The 17,834-nt window shown below is 44.4% G+C and carries 12 protein-coding genes; 8 read left to right on the top strand and 4 right to left on the bottom strand.

Annotated elements, in window-relative coordinates; translation table 11 throughout:
• Positions 1–1,238 precede the first annotated feature (1,238 nt).
• From RID09_RS00495 to RID09_RS00470, 6 genes are all read left to right on the top strand, one after another.
• Positions 1,239–3,131 carry a methyl-accepting chemotaxis protein gene (locus RID09_RS00495; protein WP_446333995.1) on the top strand — a complete coding sequence of 631 codons (1,893 nt, stop codon included), beginning with the start codon at positions 1,239–1,241 and terminating at the stop codon, positions 3,129–3,131.
• Between the two features lie 166 nt (positions 3,132–3,297).
• Positions 3,298–7,476 (top strand): Hpt domain-containing protein, encoded by a 4,179-nt coding sequence (locus RID09_RS00490; protein WP_446333994.1) that lies wholly within the window; start codon positions 3,298–3,300, stop codon positions 7,474–7,476.
• 95 nt (positions 7,477–7,571) lie between these two features.
• Positions 7,572–8,639, top strand: coding sequence for a chemotaxis-specific protein-glutamate methyltransferase CheB (cheB, locus tag RID09_RS00485; protein ID WP_446333993.1), 1,068 nt, complete (start codon positions 7,572–7,574; stop codon positions 8,637–8,639).
• Positions 8,640–8,657: 18 nt separating this feature from the next.
• Entirely contained in the window at positions 8,658–9,770 is a 1,113-nt protein-coding gene (locus RID09_RS00480) for a CheR family methyltransferase (protein ID WP_446333992.1), read from the top strand.
• Entirely contained in the window at positions 9,767–10,825 is a 1,059-nt protein-coding gene (locus RID09_RS00475) for a chemotaxis protein CheW (protein ID WP_446333991.1), read from the top strand. The genes RID09_RS00480 and RID09_RS00475 overlap by 4 nt, the downstream gene beginning before the upstream one ends.
• Before the next feature lie 76 nt (positions 10,826–10,901).
• On the top strand, positions 10,902–12,302 hold the full coding sequence (locus RID09_RS00470; RefSeq protein WP_446333990.1) for a GTP-binding protein: 1,401 nt from the start codon (positions 10,902–10,904) through the stop codon (positions 12,300–12,302).
• A gap of 85 nt (positions 12,303–12,387) precedes the next feature.
• On the opposite strand, the gene RID09_RS00465 is transcribed toward RID09_RS00470, so the two are convergent.
• From RID09_RS00465 to RID09_RS00450, 4 genes are all read right to left on the bottom strand, one after another.
• Positions 12,388–12,618, bottom strand: coding sequence for a hypothetical protein (locus RID09_RS00465; protein ID WP_446333989.1), 231 nt, complete (start codon positions 12,616–12,618; stop codon positions 12,388–12,390).
• A 243-nt stretch (positions 12,619–12,861) separates the two neighbouring features.
• Positions 12,862–13,860, bottom strand: coding sequence for a 4-(cytidine 5'-diphospho)-2-C-methyl-D-erythritol kinase (gene ispE, locus RID09_RS00460; RefSeq protein WP_446333988.1), 999 nt, complete (start codon positions 13,858–13,860; stop codon positions 12,862–12,864).
• A gap of 126 nt (positions 13,861–13,986) precedes the next feature.
• On the bottom strand, positions 13,987–14,832 hold the full coding sequence (rsmA, locus tag RID09_RS00455; RefSeq protein WP_446333987.1) for a 16S rRNA (adenine(1518)-N(6)/adenine(1519)-N(6))-dimethyltransferase RsmA: 846 nt from the start codon (positions 14,830–14,832) through the stop codon (positions 13,987–13,989).
• Between the two features lie 273 nt (positions 14,833–15,105).
• Entirely contained in the window at positions 15,106–16,074 is a 969-nt protein-coding gene (locus tag RID09_RS00450; RefSeq protein WP_446333986.1) for a CBASS cGAMP-activated phospholipase, read from the bottom strand.
• A gap of 210 nt (positions 16,075–16,284) precedes the next feature.
• On the opposite strand from RID09_RS00450, the gene RID09_RS00445 reads away from it, so the two are divergent.
• Both RID09_RS00445 and RID09_RS00440 read left to right on the top strand, forming a co-directional pair.
• Complete coding sequence (locus tag RID09_RS00445; RefSeq protein ID WP_446333985.1) at positions 16,285–16,803, top strand: phosphoribosyltransferase; 519 nt, start codon at positions 16,285–16,287, stop codon at positions 16,801–16,803.
• A gap of 279 nt (positions 16,804–17,082) precedes the next feature.
• Positions 17,083–17,520: a rhodanese-like domain-containing protein gene (locus tag RID09_RS00440; protein WP_446333984.1), complete on the top strand. Its 438-nt coding sequence runs from the start codon at positions 17,083–17,085 to the stop codon at positions 17,518–17,520.
• The last annotated feature ends 314 nt before the right edge of the window (positions 17,521–17,834 follow it).

The following is a 17,834-nucleotide window of genomic DNA, read 5'->3' as shown; positions in this document are numbered from 1 at the left end:
CTTTTGTCGGTTGGGTTGAGGTAAGTAGGCTGAGACTTCTCGTACTCGCCTAGGAGAACTTGAAGGGTAGAGTAACCTAACTTTAATGGTACTGAAAATTTGCATTTTTGGCTCGCCGAAACTCTTGATATAGCGTAGGGTGGGCATTGCCCACCAACATACCAGTCAGTGCCATTCAACCTAACTTCAGTATCAGAAGGCACTCAGGTTGGGGGTATCTGATTGTCCCTTGTTAACGGGCGGGTAATTTCCGCTGCGCTGCACAGGGGTTAGCCTGTTGGGTAACAAGCGTCAACCCAACCTACTGGCTACTGGCGTGGCTTGAGGTGTAAGTGGGGTGTAGTGACGTGGCACACCTAAGCAAGATGAATTAACCCCACGCCCGGAAAACCTATAAAATCAGGGGCTCGCATCCCCTACTACGAACATAGACGTCATCCTGATACTATTTCTCGTAATACATTATCCATAAATGTATGACAAGTGTATGTCATTTTTGTATGACAATTTGCTGAATTGTCACTGAATAAGTCAGGGTTTCATATAGAGCTTGGTTGGCTTAAAGATAAAATTTTAATTCTGCAAATAGAAAATTAATTAACTTGAATACTGTTTTTTATTTATTGCCCATAAATTATAAACAATTGATAAATTTGTTGCCGAAAATACATCCAGTGCAATAGCATAGGAATGATGTCGAAAACAGTCTGATAGGATAAAAAAGCTGGGTGTCTCTAGTGGTCTGGGTTAAACGCTCCTATAGAATGTATATCAATCAAAGCCAATACCTCGTCAGGTTATTTGGCTTCAATCTTGCTCAAACCCAGCATTTGTGAACAGGCTGATTTTCCATTCTAAATTCAGCCAAAAACGATGATAGGCTCTCGTCCTACAGATTGGCTAAACCAGGGTTATCTATGATTATGAGCAAACTTAAATTCAACTGAACTAAACAGCAAGTATCCTGCGATGACCTACACCTTGACAGACTTACGATTTTGCAGCATACGTTTGGCTTATCCTTTAGGAAAAATGCCCTGAGTGAATTTATCGGTAAAGATGTAACCAATTTCATCCCTGTGCTAAGAGTATTCGGGTAAAAACCCATCCCCCCTAATCTGGCAAAACAGAAGACTAGGGGAGCTCCAAGGAAATGAATGGACTGTATTTTTTCGCCTCCCGTCTCCGGAAGGGAGATGGATTTGTTCAACGGAATCTAGAGTGGTAGGTAACCAGCCATGTTGAGGACTTTTCTCAAAAATTTATCCAACCAGAAAAAACTTCAGAATCAAATCTTATTGCTGCTGTTTTTAAGCAGTCTTATTCCCGTCTCAATCGTCGGACTTTATGGGATATTTTCGTCCTCGACTGCCTTATCCGAAGTCTCGGAAACTAAACTTGAGGACCGAGTTGCTGACGATGCCGAAAATATTGGTGCTGTCTTAGATGGGATTAATGAGGATGTTTTATTTTTGAGTAAAATTCCCGAAATTAAAGGGCTGATTCAAGCGACAGCAGATGGTGGAACGGATACAGAAAGTAACCAATCCTCTGAGGCTTGGACAGAGCAAGCTGAAACCATTTTTACCAGTTTAATGCAGGCGAAAGCTGAATATATGCAGCTTCGGTTTATTGATGAAAATGGTCAGGAAGTGGTCAGGGTTGATTCCGATGGAACAACAACGACAGTTATCCCGAAATCTGAGTTGCAAAATAAAGGCGATCGCGACTATTTTACGGAAGCGATAAAACTCGCTCCAGGTGAGGTTTATGTCTCCCCGGTTAACTTAAATCAAGAACAAGGAAAAATTGAAACCCCGTTTAAACCAGTAATTCGCTACGCCACACCCGTAGCTGATGCAGCCGGGAATAAACAGGGGATCGTGATTGCCAATGTTTTTGCCACAAAGTTCCTGCAATATATCGAAGAGGCTAAATTAAGTAAGGGAGAAACCGCCTTATTAGTTAATTCAGATGGCTACTATCTCTCCCATCCCGATGATGAGAAAGAATGGGGATTTGATATAGGTACAGATGAAACCTTGGCGAAGGATTATTCTGACCAAATTGTGGAGCAAGTTCTCCAAGGAAACCAGGGATTAATCGGTGCAGGGAGCAATGAACTCATCAGCTACGCCACCGTTGATCCAGCGCCGAATCAACCTGGCTTTTTAGTGGCTATCCGTACCGTTCCTAAAAGCACGATTTTTGCGTCTGTAAATGCCTTTAAACTGGTGGCGACACTGATCATTTTAATCTCCCTCGCCGCCGTGTTACCTGTAGGTGTTTTCCGGACACGCCAACTGGCGGATTTAATCAAACACATTGTGACTCGGATCTCCACCGCTAGCCAAGAAATCTTTTCCACTTTAGAAGAACAAGAAAGGGTAGCGAGTCAGCAAGCGGCTTCGGTGAATGAAACCACCACCACCATGGATGAGCTAGAAGCCTCCTCCCGACAATCCGCCGAGCAAGCCAAGGCTGCTGTAGCCGCCGCTCAGAAAGCCCTGGAACTGACTCAGGGAGGAACACAAGCGGTAGGTGAAACCCTAGAAGGGATGTACATTCTGGAAAATAAAGTCGGCGCGATCGCACAACAGATTGTTCGTCTTTCTGAACAGGCGAATCAAATTGGTAGTATTTCTCAGTTGGTGTCTGAATTAGCTAACAAAACTAATATGTTAGCGCTCAATTCTTCAGTAGAAGCCGTGCGTGCGGGAGAACATGGTAAAGGCTTCTCTGTGGTTGCTAATGAAATTCGCAAATTAGCCGATCAAAGTCAACAATCTGCAGATAAAATTAGTCTTCTGGTTTCAGAAATTCAAAGTGCGATAAACTCAACCGTAATGGTGACTGATGAAGGCACAAAAACCGTCGCATCCGGTGTACAAATTGCCCAAAAAACCAATGACGCCTTTACTGGTGTAGCCGATGCGGTTGACAAAGTGGTGTTAAACAATCAACAAATATCCCTGAACTTGAAACAGCAAGTCGATGCGATTCAACAAGTCGTTGAAGCAATGGAAACCATTAATAAGGGAGCCAAAGAAACCGCCACGGGTATTAATCAAACCAAGATAGGTACTCAGCAACTGAACGAAACCTCTCTGGAATTGCAACAGATGGTTTAAATGTGCGGGGATGTTTCAGACGTACCATGCTACGTCTGAAACATTCAGTCAGGGCGGGTTTAGTTACATGTGAGGGTAAGAAAGGATAATAGTAAAACCCGCCCCGACAAACCCGATCTCTGTTTCCTAACTAAGGACAAATGACAAATGACAATGATAGACGACAATGATAGACGATGAAGAACTGCGAAATTTGTATAAAACGGCGGGCAAAGAACGTCTAGAGAAACTCGCTGTCGGTTTACAACATCTACAAAAAAACCAAGAAAATGAGACAACTTTAGAACAGTTGCTGCGAGACGTTCACAGCCTAAAAGGAGACTCCAAAAGTTTAGGCGTTGAGGCTGTAGAAACCCTTGCCGATCGCATGGAATGGACTCTGGGACGAATTAAACGCCAAAAGCTGGTTTTTTCGCCGTTGGTGAGTCAAGTTCTTGATCACGGATTAGATGCAATTCGTCTTTTCGTCGCCGAAGCTGTCACCGGTAAACCCAGTGGCGTCAATTTAGCTGAAATACTGGATCAATTTCAACAAATGGCTGTTGAGCCAGCAGAGAAAGCCGTAGGTAGAGACGTGAAGGTGGAACGTCTAGAGGGAGAGGAAATGAGCGCAGGTAGAGACATTCCGGTGGAACCTCTATCATTTGAATTAGCCGAAAGCTATATCGATGATGATGAATTACGACAAGTGTATCAACTTGCTAGTGGTGAACGGTTACAAAGCCTAGAGGCTGGATTACATCATTTGACACAACATCCAGAAGATGAAGCTATCTGGGAACAATTGCGCCGGGAAGCCCATACTATTAAGGGTGATTCTCGTAGTGTTGGCGTGGAAACCGTGGAAATTCTGGCTCATCCCCTAGAAGAAATTATCGAGAGCCTCAAATCTCAACCCACCGCGTTTACCCCCCAAGTTAGCCAAACCTTACATCAAGGATTAAATGCGATTGGCAAATTAGTCCAAGAAGCCGTAACCGGTCAACCCAGTCTAGTGGATACCACTCAGGTGCTGGAACAATTTATGCTGGTGCTGGAAAATTGCCAACAATCGGCTGTGGCTTCTGCGGTTCAGGAGGATACTCCTAGAGAAGAATGTCTATCCTCTGAATTAGCAGAAATAGCAGAAAGCTATATCGACGATGATGAATTACGACAGGTGTATCAACTCGCTAGTGGTGAACGATTGCAAAGCCTAGAAACTGGGTTACGTGATTTAGCACAAACTCCAGAAGACGAAGCCATCTGGGAAAAATTGCGGCGAGAAGTTCATAGTCTCAAAGGCGATTCTCGTAGCGTTGGTGTGGAAACCGTGGAAATTTTGGCTCATCCCCTGGAAGAAATTATCGAGAGCCTCAAATCCCAACCCACGGCTTTTACCCAACACGTCAGCCAAACCTTACATCAAGGATTAGATGCTATTAGCAAGTTAGTTCAAGAAGCGGTAACGGGTCAACCGAGTGTGGTGGATACGACTCAGGTGTTGGAACAATTAATTATTGTACTCGAACATTGCCAACAATCGGCTGTGGCTTCTCCGGTTCAAGAGGAAGCAGGGTTTGTCGAGGCGGGTTTTATTAATAACGTTCACTTCACTCAACCCACCCCACCTCAACCCTCTCCTACCCCTCAACTCGCCCCTAGCTTTATCGAAGATCAAGAACTACGAGAGGTGTATCAACTCTCTAGTACCGAACGGTTGCAGATTTTGGAAGCTGGGTTACTGTATTTAGAAAAAGATCCTGATGATGAAGCTACCTTAGATCAATTATTGCGGGAAGCCCATAGTCTCAAAGGGGATTCTCGTAGCGTTGGCGTCGAATCGGTAGAAACCCTAACCCATCATATCGAAGAAATTTTTGATCGGATCAAATCTAAACAGCTTGGTTTTACTGTCAAAGTCAGTGAAAGCCTCTATGATGCATTAGAGGCAATCAGTCGCTTAGTTGATGAAGCGGTAACGGGTAAACTCCAGGGAGTCGATACGGCGCAAGTGCTGAACCAATTAATCGTCGCAACTGAAGCGTCAGCACAATTACCCCCTGTGGTAACTGTCTCCAAATCAGCGACTCCGCCCATTTCTCCCCCGGCTTCCCTGAAGATTGTGGGTTTACCTGATGTCCAATCCTCCCCATCGGAGCGCCCCCTCAGCGCTACGTTGATTGAAGATGAGGAACTGCGGGACGTTTATAAACTCGCCAGCTTTGAACGTTTACAGAAACTAGAAACGGGATTACTGCAATTAGAAAAGTATCCTGATAATCAAACCATTTTAGACGAATTACTGCGAGAAGCCCATAGTTTAAAAGGAGACTCCAGAAGCGCAGGCGTTGAACCCGTTGAAGCCTTAATTCACCACGTTGAAGAGATTTTAGGGGGGATTAAACTCAAGCCAACAATTTTAACCCCAGATATTAGCGATCGCTTGTATCAAGGATTGGATGCAATGGGTAAACTGGTACAGGAAGCGGTGACGGGTCAACCAACGGGTGTAAATACTGTGGAGGTTCTCAATCAGTTACTAGCGGTTTCTCCCCCTAGCTTACCTGATGCTGTACCGATTCCTATTGAACCCCTTCCCCCTCAACCCTCGATATCCAAAACCCCAGGAATCAGTGACGCCTACCGTATCGATACAATTCGCGTTCCCACTCGTGAGTTGGATACTTTAATGGCGCAAGCTGAGGAACTGAATGTAACTAAACTTCGCATTGCATACACAGCATCAAAAGTTGAGGAACTGGTGACACTTTGGCAAGAATGGAAAGCCTTTTCTCGTCAAGCCCGATTCGGTGAGGCGATACCCAATGAAATTAACCCATTCCAAGAACGCTTAGACCAAAAGATTAACGCCTTGCGAACCGCTACCCAGGATAATACCACCAACCTGGATTTAATTGCTGAGGATTTACGGGAGAGAATTCAAACCCTACGACGATTACCTCTGTCTACCATTTTCCAGTTGTTTCCGCGTATGGTGCGGGATTTAGCCCGGAAACAGGCTAAACAGGTAGAGTTAGTGATTGAAGGGGGAGACACGATGGCGGATAAAAATATTCTGGAAGATATTAAAGATTCTTTAACCCATCTGATTCGCAACGCGATTGATCATGGGGTGGAAACACCTGAGGAACGCGAGAAAGTGGGTAAACCTCCAGTGGCAAAAATTTGGCTCCGGGGTAATTTAATTGGTAATATGATTGTCATCGAAGTCGCCGATGATGGGCGCGGACTTGACTTAGAACAAATTAAGCAGACGGCGATTAAACGCAAACTTTACCAACCCGATGAGCTGGAACGGATGAATTCCAGCCAAATTTATGAACTCATTTTTGCCCCAGGATTCTCCACGCGAACCTTTATTACCGAAATTTCTGGTAGGGGGATTGGCTTGGATGTGGTACGAACAAATATTGAACGACTCAAAGGCGCGATCGCGATCGAATCGACTCCAAATCAAGGAAGTAGGTTCCGTATCCAGCTTCGCACAACTTTGGCAACGGTTAATGCGTTATTTGTTGAGGTTCAGGGAATTACCCAAGCTCTCCCCATTGAATTTGTCCAAACCAGTTTACTCCTTTCTCCTGATGAAATAGAAACCATTGATGGGCGCGAGAGTTTAAAGTGGATGGATCAAACGGTTCCTGTCGCCAATCTCGCTGATGTATTGGAACTGTCAAACTCACCAAGCTACGCCCTTACCGCCAAAAAAGAAGCGCCGATTTCTGAGTTGCGATCGTGTATTCTGCTCAAGGTTGGAGAGGAACTCTCTGGGTTTTTAGTGGATCGCCTTTTGGATACCCAAGAAATCCCCCTCAAACCTCAAAGTTTGTTATTAAAGCGGGTGCGAAATGTTTTGGGTGCAACTATTCTCCCCACGGGGGATGTTTGTATGATTCTCAATCCTGCTGATTTAATTAAATCGCTGCAAAAACAAAGTCTCTCAACGGTTTCTGTTCAAGCCAAGACGGTTCTGCAAGCTAAACCCACGATTCTTTTAGTCGAAGATTCCCTCGCGGTTCGTACTCAAGAAAAACGACTTTTAGAACGAGCGGGATATGAAGTAGTGATTGCTGTCGATGGATTAGAAGGTTATACAAAACTCAGAAGCCGTGATTTTGATGCGGTGGTTTCTGATGTAGAAATGCCCCATTTAGATGGGTTATCGCTAACGGCAAAAATTCGCCAGCATCCAAACTATCAAGACTTACCGATTATTTTGGTAACCACTTTGGATTCAGAAGCAGATCAACAACGGGGTGCCCAAGCAGGAGCGGATGCTTACATTATTAAAGGTAAGTTTAATCAAGCATTTCTTTTAGAAACCTTAAGCCGACTGGTTTAATTGAGTTAGGTTTGTACGTAGTTGGCACTTTAGTGCCATAATCCCTAAAGCGATTACTACAAAAATCTAGGATATAAACGAATAAAAAATGAACAATGACGATTAAAGTTTTATTAGTTGAAGACTCCAAAATATCTTTAGTGATTCTCAGACGAATTCTGAATGAATTCCCCCAAATGGAGGTAGTCGGAGAAGCGCCAAATGGGTTAGAAGCGTTGAGGCTAATTCCTAAAGTTCAACCCGATGTGATTTGTACGGATCTGCACATGCCTCAGATGGATGGGTTGGAATTCACCACTGAAGTGATGAGTCACTATCCTAAACCGATTCTAGTCTTAAGTGTTTCAGTACAGCATGAAGATACCCATCATATCTTTGATGTTCTCGAAGCAGGGGCTGTCGATATTTGTCCCAAACCGATTGCTGGATTAACCATGGGTAATCAGGCATTTAATCGAGAATTAATTAATAAAATTATTGTCCTGTCTGGCGTTAGAGTATTCAAGAAAAAACCCAAGCCTTTAGTTAAACCTAAGCCGATAAATCTGCAAGATCTGACGTTTGCTCCAGCAACATCCTATCCGAAACCTAAAATAATTGCCATTGGCACATCAACGGGTGGACCTCCGGCGTTGCAGGAAATCCTTTCTCAACTTCCAGCTAATTTTTCCGTTCCCATAATTTGTGTTCAGCACATTTGTCAAGGTTTTTTACAGGGGTTAATCGATTGGTTATCTGCTACTTGCAAGTTACCGATCAAAATTGCTAAATCTGGATATAAACCTCAACCAGGAATCATTTATTTTCCTCCAGAGCAACATCATTTAGAGTTAAACAATCAGGGTGATTTTGTTTGTTCAGATAAACCTGCTTTAGACGGGCATCGTCCATCAGTAACGGTAACATTTGAGTCTGTCGCCAAAGTATACGGCAAGAAAAGTACAGCAATATTATTAACAGGAATGGGTAGAGATGGAGCAAAAGGAATGTTAGCAATTGCCCAAGCTGGTGGGTTAACCATTGCTCAAGATGAAGCCACGTCAATCATCTTCGGGATGCCGAAAGAAGCCATTGATTTAGGGGCGGCTAGGGAAGTCTTACCCTTGGGCGCGATCGCGCCGATGTTGCTGGAACTTTTACAAAAACAGTCGATTGTACAGTAAACCGATTAGGTCATGAATGTGTCAACACCAAATGAGTTAAGTCCTAAAATCAAACAAGCCTTTATTCGCTTAATTGCTCACCATACTGGTTTAGTTATTAGAGAGCGAGATCAAGCCGCCTTACAAGAGAAAATATTTTCTAGAATGAAGGACATTAAACTAACATTTCCTGAAGATTATTACCTGTTGCTAAATTGTCCAACTTGGGAAGCTGAGCAAGAGTGGAAAAAATTGGTTATTTTGCTGACTAATCTCGAAAGTTACTTTTTTCGAGATAAAGAACAGTGTAATTTGCTCAGAACTAAAATTTTGCCTGAACTGATCCAGCGTCATCAGGGAGATAAAACCTTACGTATTTGTAGTGCGGGATGTTCAACGGGAGAAGAACCCTATTCCCTGGCGATTCTGCTGAATGAATTAATTCCTGATATCAAAACCTGGAATTTAAGAATTTTTGGTATAGACATTAATCAAAATGCCTTAGAAAAAGCAAAACAAGGAATTTACAGATCTTGGTCATTGCGAAGTATTGAGCCGCAGATAAAACAGAATTATTTTAAGTTTATTGACAATCACTACCAAGTTGAACCCAAAATTAAACCCTTAGTCAAATGGCAACAGATCAATTTAGTTAAAGATCCTCTGCCGCAACCTCACTTAGATTTACACGATTTTGACTTAATTATTTGTCGAAATGTCTTTATTTACTTTGAATCTTCCGCCATTGCCCAAGTTTTGGATAAGTTTTACCATGCGCTCCAACCCTTAGGATATCTGATTACTGGTCATTCTGAACTGTATGGTCAAGTTTTAAAGCAGTTTCAAACCAACGTTTTTCCCGAATCCCTGGTTTATCAACGTCAGACTGAGAGTTTAGTTTATACGCCTGTGGGTGATGTCCCTAGCCCACTCACTTGGGATACAGAAGACGATTATACCTTAGCCTTTCATCCGGAAACACTTGAAGATGATCTAAAAAAAAATACGATTAAAATGCAGCATGTGGCATTGAATCTGCTCAAGCAGTTACCGCCAGATACTCACTTGCAAAAACAGGGTAATTTAACGGCATCTGAACTGATTGAACAAGTCGAATCATCATTAAATATTATTGAACAAGATTCTCTATGAAAGACAATTCCTATTTTATCTTTGGTTTAAATAATCGGCTGTATGGGATCAGCACAGCTTACGTAGAAGAAGTCTTTCCGCTCCCAGAGTTTGTATCCATTCCAGAAGCTCCGCGTAAAATGATTGGCGTGGTTAATTTGCGTGGAGAAATGATACCCGTTACCGATTTTAATCATAGTTTAGGCTTACAATCATCGGACTACCGTTTAACTGACAGTGTTATCGTTCTAAGACGAGAAAAAAACAAAATTGGAATTATTGTCAATCAGGTTTGTGAAGTCCTGACGATAGCCCAAGATGAAATTACAACTGAACTTGCTCCGAATCAAGCTATTACGGAAAACGGCGTTATTGGTGGACTCACACGCTACGCTGGTGATATCCTTATTTTAAGTGATCCTGAAAATTGGTTAAGCTCGATAGACAGCCACACATTTAACCTAGTCGAGAACTATCTCACCCAAGAAACTCCATCGAGTCAATTGAGTGAAGAAATCCTCGCCAAACCAGCCGTATTTGCCCCGAATGCGACGCCAGAAGAACGAGAAATTTTCCGAGAACGAGCCGATAATCTAAAGCTTCCATTCGAGAGCCAAGATTTAACCCTTGTAAAATCGTTAACGATTATTGTCTTAAATCATCAGTTATTCGGGATTGATTTAGGATTCGTGCGGGAGTTTACCGATATCCAACAAGTGACTCCCATTCCTTGTTGTCCCCCTCATATTGTGGGAAACATGAATCTGCGCGGGGAAATCGTCACCTTGGTGGATATTCGCCCGGTGTTGAATTTGCCCTTAGCGGCGATAACTCCAAGTTCTAAAGCGCTGATTGTGGAGGTTGAGGAGATTTTGGCGGGTGTGATTGTGGAAGATGTGCGTGAATCGATGTTCCTGCTGAATCCGCTCCAGATCATCGCCGTGACACCTGATACAACTAGCATAAATCATGAATATTTGCAAGGAGAAGCGGTCTATGCTGAAAAAATAATGAGCATTCTGGACTTAGGGAAAGTTTTCTTGAATGGTGGCTTAATGGTTGAGCAAGGGATTTAAGTGGAGCAGATAAGCCGAAACATCTAGGGCTGATTATAGGAAAATAGAACTGTAGCCCATCCTTTCCCATTTAACCTTGAGTCAATCACCATCCTCTGCCCCTAAACCCAGCCGAAACCACCAGGACTACTATATTCACCGCGCTCGTGCGAGTTTGCGGCACACCTTGTCCTGGTACAACAACCTGCATCACCGCCGCCCACATCCGGATGTGGAACTGCAAGCAGCATTACAAAATGAACTGGAGGTGTTGCAGTTTAGCTTGGACAAACTTGACCAAAGTGTGATTCGCATTGCCACCTTTGGTTTAGTCAGTCGCGGTAAATCCGCTGTCGTCAATGCTTTGCTGGGTCAAAAAATCTTACAAACGGGTCCCTTGCATGGGGTAACGCAGTGGCCCAAGTCGGTACATTGGACGCCCGGTGGTGAGGGGAAAGTGCAGGTAGAGTTAATTGATACGCCGGGATTGGATGAGGTTCAGGGAGAAGCACGGGCGCAGATGGCGCGACAGGTGGTTTCCCAGGCGGATTTAATTTTATTTGTGGTGGCTGGGGATATTACCCGCACGGAGTATCAGGCATTGTCTGAACTGCGTCAAGCCCAAAAGCCTCTGATTCTCGTATTTAACAAAATTGATTTGTATCCAGAACAAGATACAGACGCGATTTACCAGCAACTGCAAGAACTAGGTACAGGCAATCCCCGCGATCGCCGCTTACAAAAGATGTTATCACCCGAGGAGATCGTCAGGGTAGCCGCAGAACCGTCTCCCATACAAGTGCGGGTAGAATTGCCGGATGGAAACGTCAGTTATGAATGGGAAACCCTACCGCCCCAGGTGGATGAGTTGAAGCAAGCTATTTTAAAGATACTCAATCGCGAAGGGCGATCGCTGTTGGCACTCAATGCCCTGTTTCAAGCCCGAACTGCTCAAGTTAACATTGCCCAGAAAACTGTTGCACAACGTAAAACGGAAGCCGAAGATTTAATCTGGCGTTTTGCTAAGTATAAAGCCCTGGCAGTGGCGCTCAATCCGATTGGTGTCTTGGATATTTTAGGTGGAACTGTAGCGGACTTGGCGCTGATTCGTTCCTTATCCCGACTCTACGGTTTACCGATGACGAGTTATGAAGCAGGAAAACTATGGCGCAAAATATTAATCAGTTCCGGGGGCTTACTTTTGGGTGAACTGGGAAGTAGTGCGCTGTTGGGAATGGGCAAAAGTGCCTCGGCTGTTGTCAGTACAGTAGATAGTATTGGCGGAATCACGGCTTATGCTGGAGTTGCTGTTACTCAAGCTGGGATTGCCGGGTATGGGGCATACACGGTTGGTCATGCGGCGCAAGTCTATTTGGAACAAGGCTGCACTTGGGGACCTTTGGGTGCGAGTCGTGTAATTCAAGATATTCTCAATCAAGTTGAACCGGATATGATTCTCTATCGCCTGCGACAGGAACTGGGTCAACACTTATCTTAGTGCAAGAAGGCTTAGCCTACTGGCATGGCACACCTAAAATGGTGATGATGTGGAAACCCAACAAAATCTAGGGCTAAAGCCCTGACTACGAACCCGATGGTGTATTTTCTTGAGCGCGGCTGTGCATTGTCTGTTGCAAGTGTTCATCTTTCTCGCGCTGCTGGGTTGCTGATTCCCGCGTTTGCTGTTGAGTCGGGCTATCAGCAGAGGGAGCTTCAACCTCTTCTTCTGCACGGTTGAGCATGTTTTGTTTCAATTGCTCGTCGGCGAGACGCTCTTGAGTAGCAAGTTTCCGGGCTTCGTTTTGGGTATTCATAATTCTATTCTCCAAATTCTTTACACTGCATTGTCGGAGTTTTTCCCTTGTTCAGATCAGCTCTTGCGTCTGATCCGACAAAAGCATCCGAGCCTATTGTCTTTGGTATCAAGATTTCCGCCTCCAGATCGTCCCCCAAAAGGGGGAAGTTGTGGTGATGTGATCATAAATGACAAATTTAAACAATTTTAATTTGGCTCTTCCCCTATTCCCAGATGTTCCACGCCTTACGTCTCTACTTTCCTATTCTCTATTTCCGATAAATAAGGATTTCTGGGGGGAGATAATCTGAATCCCATGACGGGCAAACTTACTCACCCAAAACCCTAAATCTGGACACCGAATCGCTGACTGAACTTGTTGTAAAATTTCTTGGGCTTGTTCCTGGGACTGACAAAGGGCAAATACCGTAGGTCCTGAACCGGACATCATTGTGCCTAATGCACCGCTATTTTCAAAGGCTTGCCGCAGTTGCAAGACTTGAGGATAGTTAGGTAGCACAACTTTTTCTAAATCATTGTATAGCAGTTGACCAATTCTTGATCCATTTTTATTTATAATACCTTGAACCATAGAACCTGAATGTACGCGAGTCGGGGTATTTAAAGGTTCAGTTGCTATTGATTTGGATGCTCGATCAGAACGCCCATAAGAGTTGCCAAACTGAGACCGATAGGTTTGATAAGCCCAAGCTGTGGAAACAGCTAAGTTCTGATGCTTGGCTAACACCACATAGAAAGAATCCAGACTGGGTAAGGGATCAAGTTCTTCGCCTCGCCCCGTTGCGATCGCGGTTCCCCCAGCTAGACAAAATGGCACGTCTGAACCCAGTTTCGCGGCTAACTCTTGTAATTCTGGCTGCGTAAGTCCAAGTTGCCAGAGCATATCCAATCCTACCAAAACGGCGGCGGCATTCGTAGACCCTCCTGCTAATCCAGCCGCGACGGGAATATTCTTTTGGATGGAGATTTCCACACCGCCAAACTGCGCCCAGCAATCGGGAAACTCTTGACTCATCAATTCCACCGCTCGATAAGCCAGATTGGTTTTATCCAGGGGAACTTGCGGGTGATCGCAGTGAACTTGAATGGTTTGCGTACCAATAGCGCGGATGTTAACTTGATCAGCGAGTTCAATGCTTTGCAGGATCATCGCCAGTTCATGATACCCATCGGCGCGATCGCCTAGTATTTCCAGATACAGATTAATTTTGGCAGGGGCGATTAGAGAATAGGAACGCATGGGGGAATTATGAGTTATGAATTATGCATTATAAATTACATTAAATGAGTCACTCGTGCAGGGCGGGTTTAGTCTCGTTATCGGACATCGACAGAACGCGATCGCGAAAACCCGCCCCGACAACCCTTATCCCCCGACTTCCCCGACTTCCCCTACTGTCACGTTTAAGCGATTGGCAAGAGTAACCCATTGAGTAACGCTCAAGTCTTCAGCACGCGCTTGGGGATGACTATCTAATTGTTCCAGTAATTGGTTAATTTTATCGCGATCGCATACAGATTTGAGGTTATTTCGCAACATTTTCCGTTTACTGGCAAAACCCAGCTTGACTAAGGTTTCTAGGTTTTGGGGATTATCGGCTGAGGGTGCTACAATTCGGGGATGCAAGCGGACTACGGCTGAGTCAACTTTGGGCGGTGGGGAAAAGGCTTTGGCTGGGACATCACAGATCCATTCACACTCTGCCAGATATTGCACCCGCACCGATAACGCGCCAAATTCCTTGCCACCTGGTTTAGCACATAATCGTTGCGCCACTTCTTTTTGCACCAATAGTACAATTAACTCAAAGGCGGGAGCAACGGGTTTGGCGATGGTTCCCAAGAGGGTTTGCAAAATCGGTCCTGTGATGTTGTAGGGAATATTGGCAACGACTTTATTCGGATAATGGAAATGAGGAAAGGCGGCGAGATGTTCGGCTAAGTTAAGGGAGAGAATATCCCCTTGTAAGAGTAAGAAATTTTCCTTTTGACCTAACTTTTTTGCCAAAAGTTGGCACAAATCCCGGTCAATCTCAACAGCCACCAATGACTCCACCTCCGCCAGGATTCGCCGTGTCAGCACACCCGTCCCCGGACCAATCTCCAGCAGGCGATCGCGTGGCTGCAAGTCTGCTGCTGTAATGATTTGATTTAGGGCTTTTTCACTACGCAGCCAATGTTGCGCGAATTGTTTACGGGCTTTGGGTTTCATTACTCAATTATTTTATATTTTAAGATAAGCTAGGGCGGGTGCAAGTTGCTCAGTTGTTGGTAACAAGCTAAATTGATACCGAGTTGCGCTCAAACATAGTAGATAGGAAAAGCAGGGGAGGCAATGTAGAGACGTAGCATGCTACGTCTGGAAGCAGGGGAAGCAGGGGGAGAGAAAGTTATATCTTTGAATGTAACTTGGTATGAGTCCCTAAACCCGCCCCTACAGTGACTAAAGAGAGCCTGCTGATGACAGACGTGCCATGGCATGTCTCTACTTATTACTTGTTAAAAAATTCTTCAGCACCTGTTGGTTTTCCGCGATGTAATCTCGGGAAAACATGGTAAGATTGGCAATATTTCCCGGACTGGCGTTGTCGATTTCAAAACTCATAATATCGGGTTGTAGGCGCAGGTAGCGCTGAACGTCTGGATTACCTGAGTCCTGAGAAGTCATGATCTGCCGGGTAATATAATCGTGAATATCAGAAGACGCATCAAATAATACGTCAATTAGGCGTCCTTGCCATCCCCATTGTGCCAATCCCCAGCCGCGTGTCTCCTTCCAGGGAAATGGACGGTCAGAATTGCCAGTGCCAATTGAGAGTACAGAAATATCTTGAATTGAATAATTTAATCGTAGCGCTTCTGCCAGAGCTGCCGCCGCCGGATTGTTGGCGCCAACGCCACCATCGATTACAGAATATTCTCGACTCGATGTTTGTAAAAGGTGAGCCGGAAAATAGGTTGGTGCAGATGAGGAACAGACGCAGGCTTCCCATAAAGGAATATTAAAAAAATCTTGGTCTTCACGCCAACTTTTAAACACAATGGGTTTTCGCCCGATTGTATCGTAGGCAATAATCATCAGTTGGAGGGGGTTCTCAATATCCGATAGTTTTGTTGATCCAAACTCTTCTTGCAACACTTTAATTAAGCCGTCGTCTGAGTAGAGCGGTGCTGAAAGACCGTATTGAAACACTAATCCCAACCGCTGGGGGGAAAAGCGACCTTGATAGGGAAAAATTCTTGCCCCCTTCTCTCGATATAGCCTAATAATCTCCTCGCTTTTGCGTCCAATGGCGATAGCTGAGGCGAGGATTGAACCAGTAGATGTTCCGGCAATCAAATCGAAATATTGGTTTAAAGGTTGGTTGAGAACTCGTTCAACTTCTGCTAAGATGACGGCTGAGATAATGCCGCGAATGCCACCACCATCTAAGCTTAAAATTCGGTAGGTCATTTTTAAATGTCTCCCAAAATCTAGTTGTACTGTAACTTATATTACACTTTTAACCGAAACAACTAGGTAGCCATCAAGAGGGAAAGGGGACAAAAGGATGGACTTGGTATTTTTTTACTTCACATTTATAATTTATGTCGCTAAAATTATTTTGATTTGGGATTTAAGGGAACCATTCTATCCCGATTGACCCTTTACTGGATGCTGCTTATGTCAGACCTTTATGTCTCTTGGTCAGAATACCATAAAAAAATTGAACTCCTAGCCGTCAAGATTTATCAAGCCAACTGGGAGTTTAACCAAATTGTCTGCATTGCTAAAGGAGGACTGCGGGTTGGGGATATCCTCTGCCGAATTTACAACAAACCCTTAGCGATTCTTTCAGCATCGTCTTATGGGGGTTCCCAAAACCGTGTCCGAGGTGAAATCACCTTTTCCCACCATCTGACGATGATAACGGAAACATTAGGGAATCGTGTGCTACTTGTGGATGATTTAGTGGATTCTGGCGTTAGCCTGCGGGAATCCATGCATTGGCTAGAGGAACGGTATGGGAATGAATTAGAGATTCGCACGGCGGTTCTGTGGTACAAAGCTCACTCCCTGATCACTCCTGATTATTATGTAGACTATTTATCCGCCAATCCCTGGATTCATCAACCCTTTGAACCTTATGAAAATATAAGTCCAAATGAGTTAGCCGCAAGCTATTTGCTCAAGGAAGCGTGAAGTACCCCAACTTGCTTCGCTGGAGTTGGGGCTTCCAACTAGCAAACAAGGACGGTTTTATTCGTCTTAGGGATTTCCCGTTTCACCCGCCGATGCCTCTACTTTGACTCGCTATCCATCCCTACCCTAAAGACGGATAGGGAACTGGAGCGAAAACTGTTAAGCATTTTTACTCATTAGGTCGCACTGATTTTGAAACCTTACGTCTAAAGAAAGAGGTTTACAGGAGGCAAATCTGATTATGGTGAAGTGATTAAGATTTATCACCACACAACTATTATGTCAGACCCACAAACAACGAATCCCATCTCCCAGGCAAAAGAAAAGGTGGCTGAGGCAATTCCTACCCCAGCATCACCCCAGCAGATGCCAGAGTCTAGTGCTCAAGCACTCAAATCCCGCCTACAATGGGGTGAACCTGCTTTGACAATTTTGGATGTTCGCGATCGCGCTGCCTTTAACCAAGCTCGGATCAGGGGTGCGGTTCCGATGCCGATGGACGAATTAACTGATCGTGCCATAGCCAGTCTCGAACCGCAACGTGAGATCTACGTCTACGGTGACAATGATCAACAAAGCAATCAAGCAGCCGCAAAACTGCGGGAAGCAGGTTTTGTATCTGTATCTGTCCTCAAAGGTGGATTAACGGCTTGGAAAGCAATTTCTGGTTCAACAGAAGGTCCGGCTGAGCAACTGCCGAGCAACTTTGGCTTGTAATCAGAATTTGGGCGAGGTAAGTAGTCGGACAAAAGTTTTGGGCGCTGTGCAAAGTTTTGTAAATATCGCTTAAATCCCCTTGGGGCAAAGGTTAAAAGCATTTTTTTGTATTTTGATACAGTGCCGTTTATTGATGTCCGACTACTTAATAAGTCCCGCATTGGGTTGATGTTTGACCGAGAACTAGGGATACAAGCCTCGTCCTTTTAGGACGACTTTTTATTTTCTCTTAGTCTTGTATTGTAATAAATAATGTGTTAATCTATAAAAGTAGTCTAGCACAGGCGAAAGTCGTGAGTATCGCCAATCGATTT

The organism is Coleofasciculus sp. G1-WW12-02, from assembly GCF_040219735.1.
Taxonomy (GTDB): Bacteria; Cyanobacteriota; Cyanobacteriia; order Cyanobacteriales; family Coleofasciculaceae; genus Coleofasciculus.
This window is presented reverse-complemented; position numbering and strand designations above follow the sequence as displayed.